Origin of the sequence: Gracilibacillus massiliensis (assembly GCF_001458115.1) — a bacterium.
Taxonomy (GTDB): Bacteria; Bacillota; Bacilli; order Bacillales; family Amphibacillaceae; genus Gracilibacillus; species Gracilibacillus massiliensis.
Genome location: NZ_CZRP01000013.1, coordinates 338,177 through 362,486, shown reverse-complemented (window position 1 = coordinate 362,486; position 24,310 = coordinate 338,177). Strand labels below are relative to the sequence as shown.

Genomic DNA, 24,310 nt, shown 5'->3' with positions numbered 1-24,310 from the left:
ATGGGTGCACAACAATATGGAGGCGGATATGGCTCTGGTTTTGCCCTAATCGTCGTATTGTTTATTCTGTTAATTATCATCGGTGCTTCATGGGGATACGGCGGCTTCTAATAGAAAATAGGTAACATCCTAACTAGTAAGAGAAACACTTCTCTTGCTAGTTTTCTATATAATCATACCGTGAAAGTGGACACAAACTGCGAACCTGTGACGATTATTATAAAGAATTTAGATGAGTGTAAATCCAACGCTACGGAAAAACACTCCCTTTCCGGGGGTCGGCGGTCTGCTAACTTTGGAAAGAAGACCACTTTCCAAAGTGGATCTTCAGCTCGTGCTATTCCCACAGGAGTGTCGCATTTTTCCTCCGCTTTGTGCAGATGTCTGTTCAAGTACGATGAAATAACCTTTGATATCAATATTTTAGCTGTTACTTACTTTGTTGAACTTTACTTAAGCGTAGTCCATTTACGAAGACTCCAGCGGGAATAGCGCGAGCTGAAGATCCCGCAGGAAAAGCGCACTTTGCTTTTCTGAGGAAGCTGAGGCTGTGCCCGCGGAAAGCGAAGTAAATGGATGGAGCTTTTGCATTCCACTCATCAAAATTTCAAAGTGAGCAGTAACAGGTACTTCGCTGTTTAGTCAAAAAAAGCTGCTAATGTGGTTTCGATTTTCTGACGTTATGGAACACATCTTTTATGAAAAATATGATAAACTTTATAGAGACGATATTTGCTATAGGTTTAGAAAGGAAGTTTAGAAATGATCACAAGAAAAAGTAAACGTGAAATAGAAATGATGCGTGAAGCAGGTAAAGTGCTCGCAAAATGTCATAGAGAAATTGCGAAACTGATTAAACCAGGAGTAACAACAAAAGAAATTGATGATTTCGTAGAATTATTCTTAGAAGAGCACGGGGCAACTCCAGAGCAGAAAGGCTATAGTGATTATCCATATGCGACATGTGCGTCCGTAAATGATGAGATTTGTCACGGTTTTCCTAGAGATGAAAAATTGGTGAAAGGTGACATTGTAACAATAGATATGGTAGTCAACTTAAATGGAGGTCTAGCAGACTCAGCATGGACATATGCAGTAGGAGAGCCTGATGAAAAAACAGAAAAGTTATTAGAAGTAACGAAAACTTCTTTATATAAAGGGATCGAACAAGCAATGCCAGGTAAACGGATTGGTGACATTGGTCATGCAATTCAGCAATATGCGGAAGCAGAAGGCTATTCTGTTGTGCGGGAATTTACTGGTCATGGTATTGGACCAACTATTCATGAGGATCCACAAATTCCTCACTTTGGTTTAGCGGGTAAAGGTCCACGTTTAAAAGAAGGTATGGTTATTACAATTGAACCAATGATTAACGAAGGTGTTTGGCAAAGTAAAATGGATGATAACAATTGGACAGCACGCACAGTCGATGGAGAGCGTTCAGCCCAATTTGAACATACCTTAGTTATTTCAAAAGAAGGTCCGATTATCTTAACGGATCAGGACGATATTCAAGACAATTAAGAAGGAGCCACAGTTGTAATGGACCTAGGGGAAAAACAGATAATCAAGATGCAGATAAGAGATGGGTTCATTGCTGGTTCACCAATAGTGGTTGGATATTTGCCAATCGCTATTGCTTATGGTGTGTTAGCGAAGCAAGCAGGATTATCTTTATTAGAGCTTACAGGCATGAGCCTTTTTGTGTTTGCAGGTGCTGCGCAATTTATGGGTGCTGGTATGATTGGTTTGGGTGTCAGTGCCACAGAAATTATTATTGCGACTTTTGTATTAAATTTACGGCACTTTGTCATGAGTTTATCTTTTATCAATCAAATTAAACAATACGCTATGAAATGGAAATTCTTTTTATCACTGGGTTTAACCGATGAAACTTTTTCCGTATCATCTATTTATAAAAAGCAAGTTAATCAAAAGAATGGCTACTTTTTTTACGGTACGATTATGCTTGCCTCTTATTTATCATGGGTATTTGGTTCATTCCTTGGTGGGATTTTAGGAGATGTTATCCCAGAAAAGCTAACTCAGAGTATGGGTGTTGCTTTATATGCAATGTTCATCGGTTTATTAATTCCTTCTGTCCGAAAATACGGACGAATTGCTATTATTAGTCTGTCTGCGATGCTAATTAATTATCTTGTAAGTCCATACATAGGACAAGGTTGGGGTATAGTGGCAGGAACAATACTAGGGGCATGTGTTGGTATTTTTGTTTTAGAGGAGGAAAAAGTGTGATTTGGCTTATCATTATAGGAATGGCATTAGTGACCGTAATTCCAAGGATTATACCTGCGTATATTGTAGATTGGATTCAATTTCCTGGGTGGGCCAATAAGGGGTTAAAAGCAATTCCTTACGCAGCATTAGGCGCCCTTATTTTTCCTGGGATCCTGACTGTTATCCCTGAAAAGCCTTATATAGGTTTGATCGCAGGAGGAGTAGCAATCGTACTAGCTTGGTTGAAAATTCACGTCATACTAGTTGTGTTAAGTGCCATTATTACCGTATTTTTGTTAACAATATAACAAGGTTAGGGTGTAGACCATATGTATACAATTAGAAAAGCACGAATTGAAGACGCTCAAGATATTGCGGAAGTACATGTGAACAGCTGGAAAGCAACGTATCAAAACCTAATAAATGAACAAGATCTTTCAAATACGACAGTAGAACATCGTCAGATTTTATGGGAAACGATCTTAAAATTACCACGAAAGCAACAACCTGTTACGGTTATAGAAGAACAAGGAGAAATTGTTGGATTTATTTCGGGAGGAAAAGAACGTACAGATCGTTTCGGCTATGATGGTGAGATTTTTGCAATTTATTTAATGCCAAGCCATCAGGGGAAAGGATTGGGTAAACGATTATTAAAATCCTTTGCCCAAGAAATGAAGGAATTAGGCTACCGTTCTCTTTTAATTTGGGTACTAACCAAAAATCCAACCCATCAATTTTATTTGAAATATGGTGCAACGAAAATAGAAGAAGATCAAACAACTATCGGATACGATACCTATCAAGAAACGGCATATGGATTCAAAGATATTGACATTCTTCTTCAGAAATTGATTCAAGTGTAAAGCGAGACTCCAAGGAGCAGGGAATTAAATAAATGCATATAATCAGAAAATCTAAACGAATAGATGAGATCGTTTAGATTTTTTTATTGAGTAGTAGGAGAATACTGTGCAATAACTATTAGCCAAAGTAGTAATTTTGAAATGATTGATGTATTAGACATCCGCTCCGGCTGCCCACTTCCCTTTCCGTGGTTTTTTCTCTTCAGCTAACTTTTTTGAGCAAAGAACGTTAAAAAAAGTGGATCTTCAGGTAAAAAGTTACCACAGGAGTGAAAGTGGGCGGCCTGCGCTAATATACTTGTTCTACAACTATTAAGACAGCTAACATTTTGAGATGTTACTCCAATCAATGAATTTATCAGATGAGAGAAATGGCATAATGCTACCTCACACTAGCGTTGTAAAATATTAAAGTAGCGTAGGCGTCCGCTTCTACTCCAACGGGATGTTTTTATCCGAAGATCCACTTTGGTAAGTGATCTTTGCTTACCAAAGTTAGCTGAGGAGAAAAACCCGTGGAAAGAGAAGCGGACAAGCCGTAGCGGTTTCTAAGCACGCACATCATCTCAAAATTACTACATCATTTGTTGCGTAGTATCCGTATATTACGCCATAATACATATTGCATTCTTTGTGTTTGATGTTAAGAAACATATTTATGTGCCAGTCTAATCACTGTCTACGTTTCATTGTCATATGGTTCAATATGGATATGTGCGTGTGGTACATCATGATCTTCTTTTAGTTTTTCCTCAATATTATCGGTGATTTCATGACTCTCCTCGACCGTGAGTAAAGGATCAACATATATCGTTGCTTCAATTAATGATTGATTCCCATGCAGGCGTCCTTTTACATCTTTAATATCTAATACATCTGGATGTGTATCAATACTTTCCTTAATACCTTCTAGTTCTTTCGGATGGAAACCATCAGTAAGCGTGTGGGTGGCATTGCTAAATATATCCCAAGCAGTTTTACAAATAATCAGGCCGACAATAGCACCTGCTAGAGGATCTAGCCAGTATAAATTAAATTGTGCACCGACAATCCCGATAAAAGCACCAATACTAACAAGAGCATCTGATTTATTATCTTGGGCAGCAGCTTGCAAGGCAGCGCTGTTTACTTTTTTTCCTAGTCGCAAGTTATAGACATATACAATAAACATAATGATAGCAGCTGCTAGAGCAGTCCACGCTGTCAACATATCAGGTTGAGAAAACTCACCAACGATAATCGATTTAACGGTATCAATTAATACTTGAATACCAATTGTCATCATAATAAAGGCAGCAATAAGGGAAGCAATCATCTCGGCACGAAAATGTCCATAGTGGTGATCCTCATCTGGTGGCTTTCTTGATATTTTAAGTCCTATTAAGACTGCAATGGAGGCGATAACGTCTGTTGCATTATTTAATCCATCAGCACGTAAGGCAGAGGAATTTCCGATTGTAGCAATAATTAATTTGACAGTAGCAAGAAAGATATAGGTGAAAATGCTAAGCCATGCTCCCTTTTCTCCCTCTTTAAATTTATGATATTGATCCATAATTTTCCTCCGCTGTTTCTTTATACTAAGATAAGCTTATCAAACAAAGCTATTTTACGTCCACATTAGTGTTTCCTAAACCCTGAAAATATTGCTTATGAGTGATAAAGAATACGTTTTAAGTTCCTAATTTAAGGGAAATGGTTAATAACCTATTCACAAGAATAACATTTCAGCATACAATGTTATTTAAATAGAGTATAAAAAGGGAGGCGTGCTCCATGAAAAAACATAAGCTTAGTTATCAGTTAAGAAAGTTTGACAAAAATGAGCAATTAGTACTTAAAGCAAAAAGAGAAATACCGTTTGAAATTCGTTTGGCGTCACAACTTGTTCTAGATGATCTTTGTTTCAGTTGGAATAAAGCACGCTTAGAAGAAGATATAAATCAATCGATTGATGAGAATAATAAAGAAGCTTTCGAAACTTTAAGTAAAACATTCAATAGTTATATATGGGAATCTTAATAACAAGCCTCGCCATTTTGTGGCGAGGCTTTTGTTTTATGACTTAAGGGCTTTTGCTATTTTCCAATAAAATAGTACTTTCAAAGTGTATTGCAATCGACTTCAATATGTTATAGTAAATAGAGCAAATACTAGTTACATGGACACAGAAAGGAAATAAAAATGAAAAAAATAGCTATACTATTTATTCTGATGGTTTCCGTTTTGTTGATAAGCTGCCAACAAGAGAGCTATTCAACCGAAAAACAAGATAAAAGAAATTATCAATCTGACCATAAAAAAGAACCAGAAATAGTAGAAGTAAATGCTGAAGTTGAAGAAGAAACAGATGAAGAAGAAATGTCAGAGCAAGATACAGCAAATGAATCCGAACAAACGGACGATACAGTAGAACAAGAAGAAGATGGCTTGAAAGTTATTGATGATCCGAAAAGTGTAGAACTAGTTGTCAACAAACAACGTAAACTTCCTGATGGTTATGAGCCAGATGATTTAGTAGAGGCTAATGTTTCTTATTACGCTGCTGAAGGGGATCCGAAACGATTATTGCGACAAGTTGCTGCAAATGCGTTAGAGGAACTTTTTCAAGCTGCAGAAACAGATGGTCTTGATCTTGTTGCGGTTTCCGGCTACAGGTCGTATCAACGTCAGAAACAAATTTATGAAAACAATGTTGCTACGAAAGGTCAAGAGCATGCCGATAAATTTTCTGCAAAGCCTGGTACAAGTGAACATCAGACAGGTCTTGCAATGGATGTCGCTTCAGCTGCCCTTGTAGCTGTCTTAGAGCAAAGTTTTATTGAGACGGATGAAGGAAAGTGGTTGGAAGAAAACGCCCATAAACATGGATTTATTATCCGTTATCCAGAAGGAAAAGAAGATATAACCGGTTATAGCTATGAACCATGGCATTTACGCTATGTTGGAGAAGATATGGCAACAGAAATCTACCAGGCACAAACGACATTAGAAGAATATTTTGGACTATATCCATAAAGATGCAACTAAGAATTTTTAGTTGCATCTTTTTTTAAGTGATTTTCACCAAATTATCCCTTTGCACATAGCCTATATTAGCAAGCTCTAGATGGGGTGGTTGAGTGAATCTGATGACAGGAATGCTTGTGACGCGATATTCCTACAAACATGACATCGTTTTTCGTGTGAAAAATATTAATGGAAACAAAGTCTTACTTCATGGGGAAGATATTCGTTTAGAAGCTGACGCCCCTGAAGAAGATCTCCGTATTTTACCTGAAGCTGATGTGCGAAAAAGACAAGAGGAAATAAAAGAAAAAGAAGAGTATTCTTATCGTCTTTTTCGTCAAGATTATCAATTAATGAAAGAAAAAAAAGAATATGAACACAAAAATCAGGAACCGCGAAACCTTCAACGATTTCAATTGCCTGTCAAAGTATTACACATTGATGGTGATCGCCTTTATTTAAAAAAGTGCATCGAGTTGTATCAACGACTAGGATTGCAAGTCCACGGGGTTTACGTACAAGAAAAAGATTTGCCATTTGAAATAGATGCTTTGATACAAAAAGTCCAACCAGAAATAATGGTGGTAACAGGACATGACGCCTATTCGGAAACCAAAGGAAGTAAAAAAGATTTAGCAGCTTATCGAAATACTCGTTTTTTTGTGGAAGCAGTAAGGCAGGCGAGATCTTGGTCTTCTAATTTAGACCAGCTTATTATTTTTGCAGGGGCGTGTCAATCACATTTTGAATCGTTAATTCGAGCAGGGGCAAATTTTGCAAGCTCACCAGACCGTGTGAACATTCACGCGCTAGATCCCGTATATGTCGTTGCGAAGGTAGCGTATACACCTTTTATGGAAAAGGTAAATGTATATGATGTTTTAAAAAATACCTTAACAGGTGAAAAAGGTCTAGGCGGAATGGAAACAAGAGGTCTTTACCGTACAGGTTTACCATATATAGAGACAAAATAGCTTTTGTCTCTATTTTTTTATTATTTTTTGATACAATAAAGTGGAAGAAAACTTAAGGGGGAAAAGGATAATGGATTTTCGAATTGAACGTGATACAATAGGTGAAATTAAAGTAGCAACTGATAAATACTGGGGAGCGCAAACCCAAAGAAGTAAAGAAAATTTCCCAATCGGTATTGAAACAATGCCAAAAGAAATCATTGAAGGATTTGCGATTCTAAAACGAAGTGCAGCAATTGTTAATAGTGAATTAGGTTTAATGGATGAAATGAAAGCGGATGCGATTAAACACGCTGCAGACCGGATACTTGCTGGAGAATTATTTGAACACTTTCCATTAGTAGTATGGCAAACCGGTAGTGGTACTCAATCCAATATGAATGTCAATGAAGTAATAGCATTCGTCGGAAATGAATGGTTAAAAGAACAAGGTAGTGAAATTACGTTACACCCAAATGATGATGTCAATAAATCTCAAAGTTCCAATGATACATACCCAACTGCATTACATATAGCTGCAGTTCGTAAGTTAGAAGATGTGACATTACCAGCATTAGACACTATGAAACAGACCTTAAAAGAGAAAATGGAAACATTTAATGATATTGTTAAGATTGGTCGAACACACCTACAAGATGCAACACCTTTAACATTAGGCCAGGAAATAAGTGGCTGGCACCGCATGTTAGAAAAAACAGATGACATGATTAAAAGGAGTATACCTTATGTTAAAGAGTTGGCTATTGGTGGTACCGCAGTTGGTACAGGCTTAAATGCCCACCCAGAATTTTCAGAACGTGTTACAGCTAATATTAATGACTATACAGGCAAAAGTTTTGTCTCAGCAGCTAATAAGTTTCATGCTTTAACAAGCCATGATGAATTAGTGTTTGCACATGGCGCACTGAAAGGTCTTGCAGCAGATTTGATGAAGATTGCCAACGATGTTCGTTGGTTAGCAAGTGGTCCGCGTTGTGGAATTGGCGAAATAACGATTCCTGCGAATGAGCCGGGAAGCTCGATTATGCCAGGTAAGGTAAACCCAACTCAAAGTGAAGCTATTACGATGGTAGCGACGCAAGTAATGGGAAATGATGCAACGATTGGAATTGCAGCTAGTCAAGGTAACTTTGAATTGAATGTATTTAAACCTGTGATTGCTTATAATTTCTTGCAATCTGCACAATTACTAGCGGATAGTATGCTATCATTTAATGATCGTTGTTTAATTGGCTTAGAACCAAATCACGAACAAATTGAGAAAAATTTAAACGATTCTTTAATGTTAGTAACTGCATTAAATCCTCATATTGGATATGAAAATGCAGCTAAAATTGCCAAAAAAGCTTTTGCAGATAACACTACATTAAAAGAAGCAGCCATTGAATTAGATTTATTAACAGCAGAACAATTCGATGAATGGATTAAACCAGAAGAGATGACCTATCCAAAATAATGAAAATTGGTTTTTTTACTATAAATTACTAGGTAAAAGCAAGCATAGTGATCCCTTTTTTGTTCACAATATGGTGTACAGGAGGTGATCAAAGATGGCGACTAATAATTCAAATCAACTAGTTGTTCCAGGAGTTGAACAAGCATTAGACCAAATGAAATATGAAATTGCTCAAGAATTTGGTGTAAACTTAGGAGCAGACTCTACTTCTCGTGCTAACGGATCTGTTGGTGGAGAAATCACAAAACGTCTAGTAACAATGGCTGAACAACAATTCGGTGGTAACCAACAACAATAATGATTAGATAAGAAAAAGGGAGACGCTTTAATACATGTGTCTCCCTTTTGTAAAATGGATGATTAATCAAGCATAGTAGATCGATCTCTTTGGAGGAGCGCTATGTATATTTGTTATTTATGTAACGGTTTAGATAAGATGCAAGATACCTGCCCAAACTGTAATGCTCATATGTTAGATGGTGGCAAATTGGTGGATTATTATGGAGATTATGCACCATATATAGAAACTGATAATGCTCAAATGATCGATGGACTTCCGAACTCAAGCAAAGAGCATCAATGTGTACATGTCGGAGTTTGTTCAGTATGTAATCATGTCGAAGAGCTCATCATTAGTGAACAAGAACTACAATAGTATTTATATTTTAAAGTGAAAGTAAAAAGCGCATAGCATCAGGCTATGCGCTTTACTGATAATTATTGAATTCTTTGTTCAGAATCTTTGTCGAAGAAGTGACATTTGTGCATATCGAATGCAAGATCAATTTTTTCGCCACCATGAATGTCTGTACGAGAATCAACACGTGCAACGAATTCTTGACCATTTACCTCAGAGTATAGGTAAGATTCAGAACCCATTAGCTCAGATACGTCGATAGTTGCTTTGATTTTCTTACCAGGATTTGCATCTAAGAATACTGGCTCATCATGGATATCTTCAGGGCGCACACCTAGTACAACTTCTTTTCCGATATATCCTTGCTCACGAAGTAATTTCATTTTACCTTCTGGTACTTCTACATTTGTATCACCTAACTTGATTGAACCTTCTTCTAATGTACCATTAAAGAAGTTCATTGCTGGTGAACCGATGAAACCACCAACGAAAATGTTGTTCGGTTTGTCATATACTTCTTTAGGCGCACCAACTTGTTGGATAACACCATCTTTTAGTACGACAAGGCGAGTTGCCATTGTCATTGCTTCTGTTTGATCGTGTGTTACATAAATTGTTGTAGTTTGCAGGCGGTGGTGAAGTTTTTGAATTTCAGCACGCATCTGCACACGTAATTTCGCATCCAAGTTTGATAAAGGCTCATCCATCAAGAATACTTTTGCATCACGAACGATCGCACGTCCTAATGCAACACGCTGACGCTGACCACCTGAAAGTGCTTTTGGTTTACGATCAAGATATGCTTCAAGTCCAAGAATACGAGCTGCTTCTTTTACACGACGCTCGATTTCGTCTTTCTTGAATTTACGTAATTTAAGACCGAATGCCATATTGTCATATACATTCATGTGTGGATATAGTGCGTAGTTCTGGAATACCATTGCGATGTCACGGTCTTTTGGTGCAACTTCGTTCATCAATTTGTCGTCAATGTAAAACTCTCCAGATGAAATTTCCTCAAGACCTGCAATCATACGAAGTGTCGTTGATTTACCACAACCAGATGGACCAACAAATACGATAAATTCTTTGTCTTTAATATCAAGGTTGAAATTATCAACCGCTTTTTCGTCTCCTTTATTATATACCTTGTCAATGTTTCTTAATGTTAATTCTGCCATTTTGTATTCCCTCCTAGTTTTGTTGAAAGCGTTTCATCTATGTTTTACATTCTACTAGTAATTTAATTAATCGTAAATAGAAAGCGTGCACAAAAAATGTCGTTTCGTTTGTGCACGGTTACAAAAGCTTGGTCAAAAGAACAAATAAACCTAAAGAAATGGAGTATTTTCTTAACCTCATACACGAACGAAGTAATATACATTATTGTGTAGTATTGGAATACTGTGCAACAAATGATGTGGAAATTTTGACATGATACGTCTGTTTAGCAGTCGCTGCGGCTTGTCCGCTTCCCTTTCCACGGGTTTTTCTCCTCAGCTAACTTTGGAAAGCAAAACCCGCTTGCCAAAGTGGATCTTCGGAGAAAAACATCCCGTAGGAGTGGAAGCGGACGCCTGCGCTAAATTGATATCCTACAACGTTAGTGTGAGGTAGCATTATGTTATTTCTCTCATGTGAAAAATTCGTTGAATGGAGTAAAAGCTCAAGATGCCATCTGTAACAGTAGTTGTAGAAAAAATATATTAGCGCAGGCCGTCCACTTTCACTCCTGTGGTAACTTTTTACCTGAAGATCCACTTTTTCAAGCGATCTTTGCTTGGAAAAGTTAGCTGAGGGGAAAAACCACGGAAAGGGAAGTGGGCAGCCGGAGCGGGTGTCTAGTACATCAATCATTTCAAAATTACTACTTTGGCTAATAGTTACTCATCAGTTATTGCGTAGTATCTTCCAAATACGCATGAAAAAACAAACTATTTCACAGTTATTTGGATTTATCTAATTTTAAAATTATTTTGTCTCATCCTGCTTTGAGTTTAGTTTGAAGTTACTTCGCATCTTATTTTACCATTTTGTCCTCATAATAAGGCAAAGGTAGATGGCGATGGCACCTTCGAATTGTTTGACATCAATTCCTGTTTTTTCAATGAATTTGTCCACGCGATATTGCAGACTGTTACGGTGCATATACATTTTTTTTGCTGCTAGAGTCGTATTCGAGTTGGATTCCAAAAACACTTGAACGGTCTTTAATAATTCTTCATCCTCTTTTACATTATTCAACAGCGATTCTATAATGATCTTTTGCTCTTTGTCGTTAATGTCCTGTAAAAATAGATAAGGAATTGCTTCTATGTAATGCATCACATCATGATTATGGTTAGTTGTTAAGTGATAACACTTTTTAATCCAGTGATAAAACTCTGGTGCTTGCTTTATATTTTTGATCGTTGGGCCTATAAAAAGTTTGATATTCATATAGAAATCCGTTGTTAAAACTTCAATGATTTCAGAATATGAAATGAAGTCTTCTGAATCTTGGGTCTCTTCCTGGATAATAACGCCTTCATGGTTATTTTCCCATAAGATTGGAGTTTTGGCGGGGAATAGACCATGAATCGCTTCTCGAAAGGATTCCGGATCGATTGTTTCATCCGAGATAGAAAAATAGACAAAATGAAAGTTATTTAATTTTTCTTTTAACATTTGTTTTGGAAATTCATGATGAAATAAAACATCCATCCACATTTTTTCACGGTCTGTAGTTGGTGGTTGATTTGCTTTATATGGAGTTAATAATATTTCTAATAATTCTCTTTCTCGCTTAGTAAGTTCCTCTTTAGGTACACCTATAATTTCATTATTACTTGTTACGTACCATTGATAGGAAACAGTATCCATGGTTGTACTATCAGTAATCGTAATTAAATTAGGAAACATTGATTGCAGTTGTGTGAACATATTGATGCCTCTTTCATTAAACTTTACATCTATTATAACAAAGAAATGTAAAAACACACACTATGGTAAGTGTGTGTTAGTCTTCGGTTTCAGCTGGGAATGATTCGTGTTCTTTTGGTAATTTTCTAGCTTGTTCAATTTGCATTCTTCCGTGAAGTGAATAGGTGGTTCCGCCAGCCATCCCTTCGTTAATCATACGATCTACATCTACTTCGTAAGTCTCACGTGAATCTTTTTCATTTTTTGATGAAGGTTTTGCCATCTTTTTTCCCTCCTATTGATCTTAGCTTGAACAAAAATGTTAAAATCATTCAGAGTCATTTAAGTCTGTTCACATTAAAAAAGTTTGTAAAATAAGATGTTGCTTTTGACGCCATTAGAGGATGATAGAATACATCCCAACTGGGCTTGGCATATACTTCCGCTAACCATAATCGATTTTCTTGATCTAAGGCAATGTCGAATCCTAATTCACCAAGGCTTTTATCCATATGTGTATCTAAAATGTTGCTTAACTTCAATGCAATTTTATCTAGCTTTTGTAACATAACACCAGCTTCATTTTTTGTGAAAACAGAGGATAACGAAATAACCGTTTCGTTCGTGTTGTGAGAAGAGGAAGATAATTCTTTCATATAATTTAATGCGACTTGCCATTCATGATCACTATTTTTTAATGTATATAGGCGAAAATGGAATGGCTTTTCTTGATATTCTTTATATCTAATCGCATCCTGTAACACATATTGATGACTTCCTTTTGGAAAATATTCATTAAAAAATAACTCCCAACTCTCAAAATATTTGTATTCCTTGCTTTTATTGAATATCGTGACAAATAGTCGGTTATCCACTTTTTCAATATAGTAGCTATAAAGATTTTTATTGTGTTTGACCGGCTTCAGATAGACTGGATGCTGTGTTAAGGTTTCGTTAATTGTAGCTGAAGAAGGATGGAATATAGTTTCAGGTAATAGATAATTGACTTCATCAGAATTTTTTAATATATCGTAAACTTGCCACTTGTTAAAAAAATTAGGATTAAATAAAATGGAAGAAGTTTTTAAGTGGTTTATAGCCTTTTTGATCGTTTTGTGATTTTCAATAGCACGATTTGGGATGCGGTTGTATATAACTGGAGGTATATCTGTTTCGATCTTTATCCATTTAGATTCTTGAAAAATTGATCCATGTGTTGTATGAGATATCTGATCTAAATCTTGGGTCGAAAATAGGATGGTTTCAAATCCAAGCGTGTGCCCCACTCTAGCCATCTCTTGATAAAGAGCCTCATGCTTTAATTTATCTGGTTGACGATGAACAAACACGCCAAACAAATAGTAGATAGAACAACTATTTTTATGTCTGTGAATGATAACATTAGATTGGTTTTTTATATTCAATTGTTTCATAATAGAAGAGGAAATGTAGACACTATTTTTTTTCTGGTTATGGCTTAAAATATCACATGATACTTTTTTTAATCCATGTTGGATCAGCTTCACATTTTTGATCTGATAATAGTTAGATTTTGGTACAATTATTCTATTTTTATTAGTGTGGTAAACTTTAATTTGAAAAGTTGGTAGCATGCTGGTCCCTCATTCCTTGTGAAAGGTAATTCATTATATGCAAAAGAAAGACAAACTATACGTAGTGGAAGGTGGAAATTAAGATTGGAAACATTATTAATCATTCTTGTTATGGTTGGTGTTGGAAGTTTTATTGGAGGATTGACGAATTCCATTGCAATCAAAATGCTATTCCGACCATATGAAGCAAAATATATAGGAAAGTGGAAGATTCCCTTTACACCAGGAGTAATTCCAAAAAGAAGGGATCAATTAGCCAAACAATTAGGGCAACTTGTTGTCAATCATTTGTTAACGCTAGACAGTATTCAAAAGAAGCTAGCAGATCGTGAGTTGCATCATAAGGTGGAGAAAAAAATCGAGAAAGAATTCGACCACTTTTTATTACAGTCTACATCTATTCAACAACTATCTGACAAGCTGGGAATCAATCTTCAAGCAAATCTGCTAAAGGAAAAGATTGCAGAAAAAATAATGGAACAGGTCCGTGTATACTTACAACAACATCGTGACAAACCGATCAAACTTTGGTTGGAACAAGCTGTGACAGAGCAAGATATCGATAAGGCTTCTGGATTTATTAGAAATAAAGGAATTGATCTTCTAAACAATGAAGAAACACGTCAAAAAATGGAGCAAGTGATTCAGCAATATGCCCAGTCCAAAGGTTTTTTAGGAAATATGGTGTTATCGATGTTTAGTGGTGAGGAATTAGCATTAAAAGTACAACGATTAGTGATCGAATATCTAAGCTCGGAGGAAGGTTATCAATGGATCTCTCGAGCTGTCCATCAGGAATGGTCCAATCTACTTGAACAAGAGATATCAATCATCGAAACCGTATTTGAAAAAGAAGAAACGCAACATTTGTTAAATAAACTTATTCAGGAGCAATTACCCGTTGAAAATTGGATGCAAAAACCAATTCAAACAATCCTGGTGCCTTTTATAGATCAAATCAAACGAAAGATAATCCCACTTTTAACGGATCAACTTTTTAATAAACTTTCGACGAGTTTACCAGAAATATTAAACCAATTAGAAGTGGAAAAAATGGTTGAGAACCAAGTTTCTTCTTTCCCAACTTCCCGGATCGAAGAAATCATTCTGTCGATTTCGCGTAAAGAATTTAAATTAATTACCTATCTAGGTGCGTTATTAGGTGGTTTGATTGGATTAATTCAGGCGCTACTCTTTATCATGATTTAAATCTTTGTTATAGTGGTAAAGTATATGTAGGTAATATCTAAAATCTACAGTAGATGTTTTATATTTTAGGAGGATTTTATTTTATGTCAAATGTAAATGACAAGGCACATGAGCTAGAACAAGCAATTCAGGAAAGCGAAGAATACAAGGATTTAAAAGCTGCTTATGATAAAGTAATGGCTGATCCAAACGCGAAGCAAATGTTTGATAATTTCCGAAACACGCAATTAGAATTACAACAAAAACAAATGCAAGGAATGGAAATTACTGAAGAAGAAGTAGAAAAAGCGAAACAAGTTGTGGAGCTTGTTCAACAACATGAAGATATATCTAAATTAATGGAAGAAGAACAACGCGTAAACGTGCTTATTAATGATCTTAGCCGTATTATTACAAAGCCGTTAGAAGAATTATACGGTGCACAAGAACAATAATATTTGAAAATGAGTTACAGCAATATCTGCTGTAACTCATTTTTTTGAAACTAATTTAGTATAGTATTCGTATGTATAGTGGAAGGAGTGAGTGAATGTGACATTAAAACTAGAGAATGTGACAAAGAAGTTCGGATCGTTTACTGCCGTAGATGAACTTTCGTTAGAAATTCCAGATAACCAAATTTTTGGGTTTCTTGGCGCGAATGGGGCAGGCAAAACGACATCATTCCGTATGATCTTAAATTTACTAGATCAAACATCAGGAACGATAACATGGAATGGTGAGAAAATCGATTACAACAAAAGTGATTTAATTGGTTACTTACCAGAAGAAAGAGGACTATATCCGAAACTAAAAGTCAGAGATCAGTTGATTTATCTTGGAAAACTGCGAGGTATGGCAAAACAAGAAGTAGTGGAAGAATTAACGAAATGGCTCGACCGGCTAAAAGTTCCTCATTACATGGATAAAAAAGTAGAAGAATTATCAAAAGGGAACCAACAAAAAATCCAATTCATCTCTGCTGTGATACATAAACCTAAATTACTTATTTTAGATGAACCTTTTTCTGGACTAGACCCTGTTAATGTTGAATTGTTAAAAGAAGCGGTAGTTGAATTAAAAGATAGTGGCACTTCCATAGTCTTTTCCTCTCACCGCATGGAGCATGTCGAGGAACTATGCCAGCATTTATGTATGATGCAGCATGGAAAACCAATATTACATGGTGATATTCGAGAAATAAAGCGCTCCTTTGGCAAGAAAAATTTATCCATTCAAGCAGATTTCGATTTAGATTTTGTAGAAAATATTTCCGGTGTGGTCAAAGTGAAGCACTTTTCAGATGGTGCACTTTGTCAAATTGAAAATGAAGATGTATCGCAAAAGATTCTAGAACAATTGCTAGGAAAAGGTTTTGTTCGTAAATTTGAATTAGATGAACCTAGCTTAAACGACATCTTTATTGAGAAAGCGGGTGAGTCCTATGAATAAGTTTTGGATTGTATTTTCCCATACGTATATGTCTAAAATAAAATCGAAATCCTTCATTATTACTACTGCTATCTTTCTCTTATTTATCGTATTAATGGCCAATATCCAATCGATTCTCGATATGTTTGATTCAGAAGGTGAAGTAGATCAAGTTGCAGTCATAACCGAAAATGAAGATTTATATCAACAATTAGAATCTAGACTAGCTGCAAATGAGGCTAATTTTGAAATTGAGCATTTTGAGGCATCGATTGAAGAGGCAAAAGAAGCGGTAACAGAGGAACAGTATGTAGCAGCAATCGAAATTACTGAATCTGCTGAAGGTTTACCATCTGCTGTTTATCATAGTAAAGATTATTCGAATCAATCGGTGGAAATGAGACTTCAAAACGAATTACAACAAATAAAAGTGGAAATGGCCACAAATCAGTCTGAAATAGATCCGGCTATTATTACCGGCATTTATGAACCAATGACTTTTGAAAGCGAATTGATTGCTACTGGAGACGGTGAAGCTTCCAATGTGAAATCAGAAGAAGAATTAAGCGGAGCTAGAGGGTTAGTATACGTTATCTTATTTCTATTATATTTCACCGTAATTGCGTATGGTAATATGATCGCAATGGATATCGCTAACGAAAAAACATCTAGAGTAATGGAAATATTGATTTCAAGTTCTTCTCCAGTTAGCCAGATGTTTGCTAAAATTACCGGTATTGGCCTAGTAGGTTTAACACAGATCATTGCATTTTTAGGAGTAGGTTATCTTGTGATTACGCAGAAGCAAGATGAATTAGTTGGCGGATTTTTCGACTTTTTTGGACTTTCCGATATTAGTACATCTACGTTTATCTATGCGATCGTCTTTTTCTTGTTAGGGTATTTCTTATATGCTACATTAGCTGCGATGTTAGGATCATTAGTTAGCAGGACAGAGGATGTTCAACAGTTAATGATGCCAGTAACATTACTGATTGTTGCAGCATTTATGATTACAATGTATGGACTAAATATGCCAGATTCAACAATTGTTGTAGTTTCTTCCTATATTCCATTTTTCTCACCACTTGCCATGTTCTTAAGGGTTGGTTTATTAGAAATTCCATTCTGGGAAATTGGTTTAAGTATTGGGATTTTGATCGTAACGATTGCATTGTTAGCTGTAATCGGTGCAAGAGTCTATCGTGGAGGCGTGTTGATGTACGGTACATCCACATCACTAAAAGATTTCAAAAAAGCACTCCAACTATCGAAAAAAGAATAATTGAAAGAAGAAGCTATTTCGTCCTTGTGACGAAATAGCTTTTTTCATGGTGTGAGCAGAGTTGCCAGTAAAACGCGAGAGTTGCCAGTAAAGTGTACGAAGTTGCCAGTAAAACACGAGAGTTGCCAGTAATACATGAAAGTGCTAGCAACATATTTATACATTTCACTAACATTTATTTAGTAAAAGGGACAGATCGTGTTTTCTATTTCGATAAGTACCTTTAGAAGGAAAGTGCCTTTGATTTAAGAGTCTTTTTGCTAAATCAATCGATTCAATATCCAAAAAATAGCGTGCTTGCTTATTCGTAATGGTTGGTCCAAAAATCAATGCCCAATCCTTCAATGCTTTGACATGCATGTTTTTGTCTTTAGTTCCGCATTTAGGACAATACCAAGTGCCATAGATTCTTGTTACTTTTACTTGGACACATTTGGAACAAAAAACACCACGCTTAATTGTTTTGGGAGAGATCTTAAATTTTGCTAATATATCTGTTTGTCTTTCTTGATGATTTTTCGAGAGAAAGGAAGTGAGTTTCTTCAACTGAGAGGTAGAAAATGGAGTTGCTTTACTATCCAATAAAATCTCTTTCATTCTAATAGGTAATTGTTGAATAGGGATAATGTCTGGCTGTTGGAAGTTAAGATTGGCACCAGGGTGAGTAAAAACAATGACAGGATGAATCGAAGGTGATTGGAAACCACTTGAAGAGAGGAAGGATTCAAGTTTATCTTTTTGATACTGTGCTTGAATTAATGGATTATCATATACCTGTATTTGTTCGTTTTCTGTTTCCTGAATAAGCTGATTTGATTGATTCAGCGTGATTTTTCCCTTTAAATGTTTGACTTCACAGATAAATATCTTTTTTGGAAAAACAACTAAACCGTCAATTTGAAAAAAGTGATGCTGAAAGGGAAGGCGTATTCCGAATAGTCGACTTACTGATGGCAGTGAATCTAAATAATAGGGCAAGTTCTTTTCGCCAGTATATCCTGCTATTTCGCGACCAAAGGATTTTTCAAGTTGCACACAATCATGGTGAGATAACCGTTGGATCGTTGCTTCAAGCTGTTGTAAATAAAAAGATTTATGGGGAATGGAAAGGTTCAATACATTTCACCTTCTTCTATATTTGGTTTATTCACAGCGTTTGCTACCCCTCAATCCAAAAACGTTTGACGACATTTCCGTTTTCCTCTATAAAATCCTTATCCTCCACGCCGTTATTTTTTAAAATAGCTTTCCATGAAGCGATGTTGTTTTGATCGCAAGTTACTAATATTTTCTTAATGCCTAATTTGCGCGCCTCTTCGATTGATAACCTCAGTAACTGAGTAGCATAGCCCTTCTGTCGCTGACTAGGACGTATACCATAGCCGATATGTCCACCGATATTCATTAAATAATCAGTGAGCTGGTGACGAATATTAACGACACCTAAGACTTGTTCTTGTTCATTTATCAACCAGTAAGTGGAATCTGGAACCCAGCCTTCAGGTAAATGCATCCCGTTTTTATGTTCATCAAAAAAAGTTAACATTTTTTCAATATCATATGGATATTTGTCGATCACCCAAGGAATTCTAACTTCCCCACTATGTATCCACTCTTTGTAAAATCAAGATAAGCATCATGTAATTCTTTAGCTGGTTCTACTAATTTTACTTTTTGCATTTTCTGTAGCTCCTTCAATAAAATATTTTATCTTCTTTCCTTTTCTTATATTGAAATACAACGACATTGATAAAAGATAGGACTACGATCGCTATTACGTAATAAAAGTCATTTAGATCTCTAGGCAAGTTGAGCTCATCAACGATTTCCCCACTCATATATAAAGTAACATTTGCAAGGATAATAAACGAGATAGCGAAGGCAAGGACTGAGAAGGTTGTAAGTAACTTATGCTGAATTAAAATTACTAGAAATAATAATAAGAGAAGTATGATCATGGTGATAAAAATAGGTCGTATGTAAACAAAGATATCGATTCCCATCACCTCCATTTTCTATATATTAACACAATATGCCAATCACACAACAATCGAACGTGCATTCTGATTTATGCTCTGCTACAATAATAGAAAAGGTAGGTGAATCTTTTGAAAAAACAATTAACCTTTCTTCATTGTGCGGATTTACATTTGGATAGTCCTTTTAAAGGATTAAGTGATATACCGTCCAATATATTAGCGGATATTCGAGAGAGCACATTTACAGCACTAACTAATCTGACCAACCTTGCTATTCAGGAAAAAGTTGATTTTGTCCTATTAGTAGGTGACATTTTTGATCAAGAAGAACAAAGCATGCGAGCACATATTGCATTGAGAAAAACACTAGAAAAGTTAAACGAACATGATATTAGCGTATATATTTCCTTTGGTAACCATGACTATATAAACAGTCAGACCTTTCCAAGAAATTATCCCGATAATGTCTTTGTGTTTGAAAAAGAAAAAGTAGAAGCATTTGAATTCATAAAAAATAATGAGCAAATAGCCAAGATTTATGGCTTTAGTTATGAAGAACGAGCAGTTATCGAAAATAAATCATTGCAATTCCAAAAAACAGAAGAATCGATTTATCATATCGCAACATTGCATGGTACCTTTGGCAATGTAAAAACTGAAGAACATACACCCTATGCACCTTTTCAACTTTCTGATCTCAAACAGGCTGGATTTGATTATTGGGCACTTGGTCATATTCATAAAAGAGAAGTTTTATCTAAAAAACCGAGTATCGTTTATCCTGGAAATATCCAGGGGAGATCAATGAAAGAAACGGGAGAAAAGGGCTGTTACCTAGTTACTTTAACAGAGACAGAGCAACAGCTTGACTTCCATCAGCTTCACTCTATTCGATTTGAAAAGTGCACGATTTCAACTGAATCATGGACAGATATTCACCAAGTACTTGAAGACATTGAAAAAAAGTTAGCTGAATTTTCATCAGGAATGCATGTAGTCGAACTGCAGCTCCAACAGGTAACTACTACTGTGCAAGAATGGATCAACAACGGTTCATTTGATGAAATACTCGAGATTATCAATCAATCAATTGAAACAAAAGAGTGGACTTATATTAGTGGTTACAAATGGCAGAAAAAGCAGCAACGATCAGAGTGGATACAAGATGGCGGTTTTTTACAAGAACTAGCTCAATCCTTTTCTACAAAAGAAGATTTAGTAAAAATGTTGGCAGAACTCTGGCAGCATCCTGAAGGACGTAAGTGGCTAGACAAGCTCGAGAAAGAAGAAATCGAAGTTACTATTATGGAAGCAGAACAACTGTTAGATCAATTATTACATGAAAAAGGAGGATAGAAGAATGCGTATTGAAAATATACATATATATGGCTTTGGAAAGTGGCAAGATCAACGATTTAATTTTTCAGGCTCGACAGATATGATTGAAATTTCAGGGAATAATGAATCGGGAAAATCTACATTACGCCAATTTATTTTATATGTTTTATTTGGTGAAAAACCTGCAAATTTAAAACGCTATATTCCCAAACAAGGTTCAGCAATAGGCGGAAGAATCATCGTTTCAGATTTGTCTTCACAATCTGTCACGATTGAAAGAGTCGATGGGAAAAATAAAAATAAGGCTCTCGTATTTATTGAGGGAGAAAAGCAAGATGAAGACTGGTTACAAGAAAATTTAAAAGGGATGGATCGAGCACAGTATGAAGCTATTTTTACCTTCGACGCAATCGATCTTCAACAGATTCAGCAACTAGATAATCATGCAATACATGATATATTAATTGCGATAGGTATGTCAGGATCTGATCGTATATACCAAGCAGAAAAAAAGTTAGACAAAAGCTTAGCAGATTTATTTAAACCATATGGTAAAAAACCTGAGATCAATCAATTCTTTCAAGAACTCAAAGAATTAAATCAACAGTTGGCAAAGGCAAAACAAGAAGAAGCGACATACCGTGATCAAGTGGAAGAAATCAATCAATTAAAGACAACACTGCAAGATCGACTAATCGAAAAAAAAGAATTAACTGAAACTTACCAACAATTAGAAAAGCAGAGTACCCATTATCAGCTTATCAAAGACTTCTATTTCGCTTCAAATGAACTAAAACGTCATAACAAAACAATTACTTTTCCGACGGATGGATTGGACAGACTGAATCAATGGAAAGAAAAACTATTACCTTTACAAAGTGAACAACATGTCATTGAAAAAAATATAAAAGAAGTTGAACAGAAACAAACCGAGTTAGTTCTATTAACAGAAGAAGAATGGCAACAATTAAAACATGCAGTGCAACTAACTGAAGAAATCAATCAGATCACCTCAAAAGAAAAAAACATTTCTAATCAACTAGCAACCATTCGTAATGAAATAAACGAAAAGCTTGAAAGCATGCAAATCAATGTAACGATTGATGAATTAGAAGAACTATCCTTACCATTTTATTTAGAGGAACATTGGGCAGAACTTGCAAAACAGGCAGAAAAAATCGAATTAGAAAACAAATATGTTAAAAATGATCATACATCGAATCTGAACCATATCTCTGATTTAAAAAACGAGAAACAACAGGCAGAAGACAAGTTAGTCGATTCGGAGATTATAGAGAACTATCAAAAACAAATCGAACAAGCTGATGTTACAGTAGAACAGGAAAAACAACAAACACATTTTCAAAAATGGCAAAAAAAATATGAGCAACAGTGGAAGTTATCACTAATTGTTATGGGAATCGGACTTGTGTCCTCATTGCTTTTAGCTTTTACTACCGACTGGGTGTGGGGCGGTATCATCGCTTTTCTTGCGATCACACAATGTCTCGCAGTACGAGTTTATGGCAAAACATTTAAAAGCTGGCTTCAACCAGATCAAGTAAATTCTGTTCAATTAACTTTAGATGAGCGGCAGCAAAGAAAGAAACAAATAGAGGAACATCAAAAACAAAAAGATCTGATCGCTTCAATCGAGAAGAATATCCAACATTATCATAGTGAGCAAATAAAATTAGAGGCAAGGTCAACTTTTATAGATGAGCAACAAGTTCAGATTCATGCCAAAATACAAGATCAGCAGTCTCAATACCCTTTCTTAACAAATGCAAACATAACTTACTGGTCTAAGTTATATCAATTATTAATGATTCAAAAAGAAAGATTATTAAGTACCAGACAGTTGCTAGATGAAGTGGATCGATCTCGACAACTCAAGAAAAATAGGGAAGAGGAACGTTCCATCCTTTCTGTAAATTTAAACCAAAATCTTACTGAGACATTACAACAGGAGAAAGAAAAACGAGATGAATCAATGCGATTAGTTGAGCGATTACAAGAATTAACAAATCAGCTCAAAGAATGTAAGGAAAGGCAACAACCTTACCTTGATGAGATCGATCAGCTTTTACAACATGCAAAGGTGGAGAATCAAGAACAGTTTATCGAAAAAGGAGAAAAATATCATCAATTAGTCGAAACAGAACTAAAAAAGAATCAGCTTTACGATAGCTTAACTGTTTTATTTGAAGAAAAAACAATTCAGTCATTTGCGAATGGTGAGTTTGCAGATGAAAATAATTTGAAATTACAGATGAGAGAAGTAAAAGAAAAACTAGAGAGAATAGAACAAATGATGGCTAAGGTTCAAAAGGATTTAAGTGATCGAAAGGCAACGGTCGATCTATTAGAAAAAAAGGAAGATGTATCGATATTAACCCATCAATTATCATATAAGAAGGAGAAGCTCCAAAAATTAGCTGGGGAATGGGCGGTTCAAAAAGTAGCACACGCAAAGCTAATCAATGCAAAAAAAAACTATTCAGAAAAATACATGCCGATTGTATTTGAGAAAGCGAGTTATTATTTTAAATGGTTAACGGTTGATGGCTATCCAAATATTTATATAAATGACAATTCAAAAATTATCGTGGAAAATAAAGAAGGTTTTCAATTTGATGTGATCGATCTATCACAAGCAACGAAAGACCAATTATATATTGCGCTTCGATTTGCGTTAAGTCATGTGATGGCAAATCGGTTCGCTTTACCTTTTTTGATCGATGATGGCTTTGTTCATTTTGATGGGGAGCGAAAAGAAAAAGTATTAGAATTATTAGAAGAAATCAGTGAACAACATCAAGTATTTTACTTTACTGCAGCAAAAACAAAAAATGCCAAATTGACATTAAATTAAATGGAAAAGTATGGTGCGATAAAAACAGAAGCAGAGGGAGTGGCGAAAATGAACGATATTATGTATAAAGATGATATTACGATCACACCGATTGACCTATCTGAAATATTTAAAAGATCAGGGATTAAAAGACCTTTTGATGACCTAGATCGATTGCAGCAAATGTTGGATCATGCCAACGTTTTAGTTACTGCATGGGACGAAGAGAGGCTTGTTGGTGTTGCTAGAGGTCTAACCGACTTTAGTTATTGCTGTTATTTATCAGACTTAGCTGTTGACGAATCTTATCAAGAACAAGGGATTGGTAAAGAATTAATCCGTCGTGTGCAGCTTTTATTAAATGAAAATGTCGCGCTGATTTTACTATCGTCGCCAAAAGCGATGGATTATTATCCGAAAGTAGGATTTGAAAAAATTGATAATGGCTATAAAATAGCACGAACAAAATAAACGAAGAAAAAGTATGTATCACATTTTAGGATCATACTGCGACATAGCTGAAGAGGTAATTATGAGA

At 35.6% G+C, this 24,310-nt stretch carries 26 protein-coding genes; 18 read left to right on the top strand and 8 right to left on the bottom strand.

Features of this window, described 5'->3' with window-relative positions; all coding sequences use genetic code 11:
- From BN3107_RS19465 to BN3107_RS14140, 5 genes are all read left to right on the top strand, one after another.
- The gene (locus BN3107_RS19465; RefSeq protein ID WP_073198928.1) at positions 1 to 111 is read left to right on the top strand and encodes a YjcZ family sporulation protein; all 111 of its coding nucleotides are present in this window, start codon (positions 1 to 3) and stop codon (positions 109 to 111) included.
- A 651-nt stretch (positions 112 to 762) separates the two neighbouring features.
- Complete coding sequence (gene map, locus BN3107_RS14155) at positions 763 to 1,527, top strand: type I methionyl aminopeptidase (protein WP_058308291.1); 765 nt, start codon at positions 763 to 765, stop codon at positions 1,525 to 1,527.
- A gap of 18 nt (positions 1,528 to 1,545) precedes the next feature.
- Positions 1,546 to 2,259 carry an AzlC family ABC transporter permease gene (locus BN3107_RS14150; protein WP_058308290.1) on the top strand — a complete coding sequence of 238 codons (714 nt, stop codon included), beginning with the start codon at positions 1,546 to 1,548 and terminating at the stop codon, positions 2,257 to 2,259.
- Positions 2,256 to 2,549 (top strand): AzlD domain-containing protein, encoded by a 294-nt coding sequence (locus tag BN3107_RS14145; RefSeq protein WP_077065131.1) that lies wholly within the window; start codon positions 2,256 to 2,258, stop codon positions 2,547 to 2,549. Before BN3107_RS14150 ends, BN3107_RS14145 begins: the two co-directional genes overlap by 4 nt.
- A 21-nt stretch (positions 2,550 to 2,570) precedes the next feature.
- On the top strand, positions 2,571 to 3,107 hold the full coding sequence (locus tag BN3107_RS14140; protein ID WP_058308288.1) for a GNAT family N-acetyltransferase: 537 nt from the start codon (positions 2,571 to 2,573) through the stop codon (positions 3,105 to 3,107).
- A 679-nt stretch (positions 3,108 to 3,786) separates the two neighbouring features.
- On the opposite strand, the gene BN3107_RS14135 is transcribed toward BN3107_RS14140, so the two are convergent.
- Positions 3,787 to 4,662 (bottom strand): cation diffusion facilitator family transporter, encoded by an 876-nt coding sequence (locus BN3107_RS14135; RefSeq protein WP_058308287.1) that lies wholly within the window; start codon positions 4,660 to 4,662, stop codon positions 3,787 to 3,789.
- Between the two features lie 221 nt (positions 4,663 to 4,883).
- Between BN3107_RS14135 and BN3107_RS14130 the strand changes: the two genes are divergently transcribed.
- The 6 genes from BN3107_RS14130 to BN3107_RS14105 all read left to right on the top strand — a co-directional run bounded on the left by BN3107_RS14130 (position 4,884) and on the right by BN3107_RS14105 (position 9,201).
- Positions 4,884 to 5,129: an IDEAL domain-containing protein gene (locus BN3107_RS14130; RefSeq protein ID WP_058308286.1), complete on the top strand. Its 246-nt coding sequence runs from the start codon at positions 4,884 to 4,886 to the stop codon at positions 5,127 to 5,129.
- A 162-nt stretch (positions 5,130 to 5,291) separates the two neighbouring features.
- Positions 5,292 to 6,125, top strand: coding sequence for a M15 family metallopeptidase (locus tag BN3107_RS14125; RefSeq protein ID WP_058308285.1), 834 nt, complete (start codon positions 5,292 to 5,294; stop codon positions 6,123 to 6,125).
- A gap of 104 nt (positions 6,126 to 6,229) precedes the next feature.
- Positions 6,230 to 7,090, top strand: coding sequence for a sporulation peptidase YabG (yabG, locus tag BN3107_RS14120; RefSeq protein ID WP_058308284.1), 861 nt, complete (start codon positions 6,230 to 6,232; stop codon positions 7,088 to 7,090).
- 70 nt (positions 7,091 to 7,160) lie between these two features.
- Positions 7,161 to 8,546 (top strand): class II fumarate hydratase, encoded by a 1,386-nt coding sequence (fumC, locus tag BN3107_RS14115; RefSeq protein WP_058308283.1) that lies wholly within the window; start codon positions 7,161 to 7,163, stop codon positions 8,544 to 8,546.
- A 94-nt stretch (positions 8,547 to 8,640) separates the two neighbouring features.
- The gene (locus BN3107_RS14110; protein WP_018933661.1) at positions 8,641 to 8,844 is read left to right on the top strand and encodes an alpha/beta-type small acid-soluble spore protein; all 204 of its coding nucleotides are present in this window, start codon (positions 8,641 to 8,643) and stop codon (positions 8,842 to 8,844) included.
- Between the two features lie 102 nt (positions 8,845 to 8,946).
- A complete protein-coding gene (locus BN3107_RS14105; protein WP_058308282.1) occupies positions 8,947 to 9,201 on the top strand; it encodes a hypothetical protein in 255 nt (84 codons plus the stop codon).
- 62 nt (positions 9,202 to 9,263) lie between these two features.
- Here the strand turns inward: BN3107_RS14105 and BN3107_RS14100 are convergent, their stop codons facing one another.
- The 4 genes from BN3107_RS14100 to BN3107_RS14085 all read right to left on the bottom strand — a co-directional run bounded on the left by BN3107_RS14100 (position 9,264) and on the right by BN3107_RS14085 (position 13,697).
- Positions 9,264 to 10,364, bottom strand: a complete 1,101-nt coding sequence (locus BN3107_RS14100; RefSeq protein WP_058308281.1) for an ABC transporter ATP-binding protein — start codon at positions 10,362 to 10,364, stop codon at positions 9,264 to 9,266.
- 844 nt (positions 10,365 to 11,208) lie between these two features.
- A complete protein-coding gene (locus BN3107_RS14095; RefSeq protein ID WP_058308280.1) occupies positions 11,209 to 12,105 on the bottom strand; it encodes a PucR family transcriptional regulator in 897 nt (298 codons plus the stop codon).
- A gap of 76 nt (positions 12,106 to 12,181) precedes the next feature.
- The gene (locus BN3107_RS14090) at positions 12,182 to 12,367 is read right to left on the bottom strand and encodes a hypothetical protein (RefSeq protein WP_058308279.1); all 186 of its coding nucleotides are present in this window, start codon (positions 12,365 to 12,367) and stop codon (positions 12,182 to 12,184) included.
- 55 nt (positions 12,368 to 12,422) lie between these two features.
- A complete protein-coding gene (locus BN3107_RS14085; protein WP_058308278.1) occupies positions 12,423 to 13,697 on the bottom strand; it encodes a YheC/YheD family protein in 1,275 nt (424 codons plus the stop codon).
- Positions 13,698 to 13,781: 84 nt separating this feature from the next.
- Between BN3107_RS14085 and BN3107_RS14080 the strand changes: the two genes are divergently transcribed.
- From BN3107_RS14080 to BN3107_RS14065, 4 genes are all read left to right on the top strand, one after another.
- Positions 13,782 to 14,906 carry a DUF445 family protein gene (locus BN3107_RS14080; protein WP_058308277.1) on the top strand — a complete coding sequence of 375 codons (1,125 nt, stop codon included), beginning with the start codon at positions 13,782 to 13,784 and terminating at the stop codon, positions 14,904 to 14,906.
- A gap of 83 nt (positions 14,907 to 14,989) precedes the next feature.
- Positions 14,990 to 15,340 (top strand): YlbF family regulator, encoded by a 351-nt coding sequence (locus tag BN3107_RS14075; protein ID WP_058308276.1) that lies wholly within the window; start codon positions 14,990 to 14,992, stop codon positions 15,338 to 15,340.
- Between the two features lie 97 nt (positions 15,341 to 15,437).
- Positions 15,438 to 16,337: an ABC transporter ATP-binding protein gene (locus BN3107_RS14070; protein WP_058308275.1), complete on the top strand. Its 900-nt coding sequence runs from the start codon at positions 15,438 to 15,440 to the stop codon at positions 16,335 to 16,337.
- Complete coding sequence (locus BN3107_RS14065; protein WP_058308274.1) at positions 16,330 to 17,601, top strand: ABC transporter permease; 1,272 nt, start codon at positions 16,330 to 16,332, stop codon at positions 17,599 to 17,601. Before BN3107_RS14070 ends, BN3107_RS14065 begins: the two co-directional genes overlap by 8 nt.
- Positions 17,602 to 17,769: 168 nt before the next feature.
- Here BN3107_RS14065 and BN3107_RS14060 read toward each other — a convergent pair whose 3' ends face one another.
- From BN3107_RS14060 to BN3107_RS14050, 3 genes are all read right to left on the bottom strand, one after another.
- Positions 17,770 to 18,717, bottom strand: a complete 948-nt coding sequence (locus BN3107_RS14060; protein WP_058308273.1) for an NERD domain-containing protein — start codon at positions 18,715 to 18,717, stop codon at positions 17,770 to 17,772.
- A gap of 43 nt (positions 18,718 to 18,760) precedes the next feature.
- Positions 18,761 to 19,180 (bottom strand): GNAT family N-acetyltransferase, encoded by a 420-nt coding sequence (locus BN3107_RS14055; RefSeq protein WP_316245036.1) that lies wholly within the window; start codon positions 19,178 to 19,180, stop codon positions 18,761 to 18,763.
- A gap of 115 nt (positions 19,181 to 19,295) precedes the next feature.
- Complete coding sequence (locus BN3107_RS14050) at positions 19,296 to 19,604, bottom strand: hypothetical protein (protein ID WP_058308272.1); 309 nt, start codon at positions 19,602 to 19,604, stop codon at positions 19,296 to 19,298.
- Between the two features lie 105 nt (positions 19,605 to 19,709).
- Between BN3107_RS14050 and BN3107_RS14045 the strand changes: the two genes are divergently transcribed.
- From BN3107_RS14045 to BN3107_RS14035, 3 genes are read left to right on the top strand one after another with little or no spacing between them, the layout of a single operon-like run.
- Positions 19,710 to 20,936, top strand: coding sequence for a metallophosphoesterase family protein (locus BN3107_RS14045; protein ID WP_058308271.1), 1,227 nt, complete (start codon positions 19,710 to 19,712; stop codon positions 20,934 to 20,936).
- 4 nt (positions 20,937 to 20,940) lie between these two features.
- Positions 20,941 to 23,793 (top strand): ATP-binding protein, encoded by a 2,853-nt coding sequence (locus BN3107_RS14040; RefSeq protein WP_058308270.1) that lies wholly within the window; start codon positions 20,941 to 20,943, stop codon positions 23,791 to 23,793.
- Positions 23,794 to 23,841: 48 nt separating this feature from the next.
- Entirely contained in the window at positions 23,842 to 24,243 is a 402-nt protein-coding gene (locus BN3107_RS14035) for a GNAT family N-acetyltransferase (RefSeq protein ID WP_082631367.1), read from the top strand.
- The last annotated feature ends 67 nt before the right edge of the window (positions 24,244 to 24,310 follow it).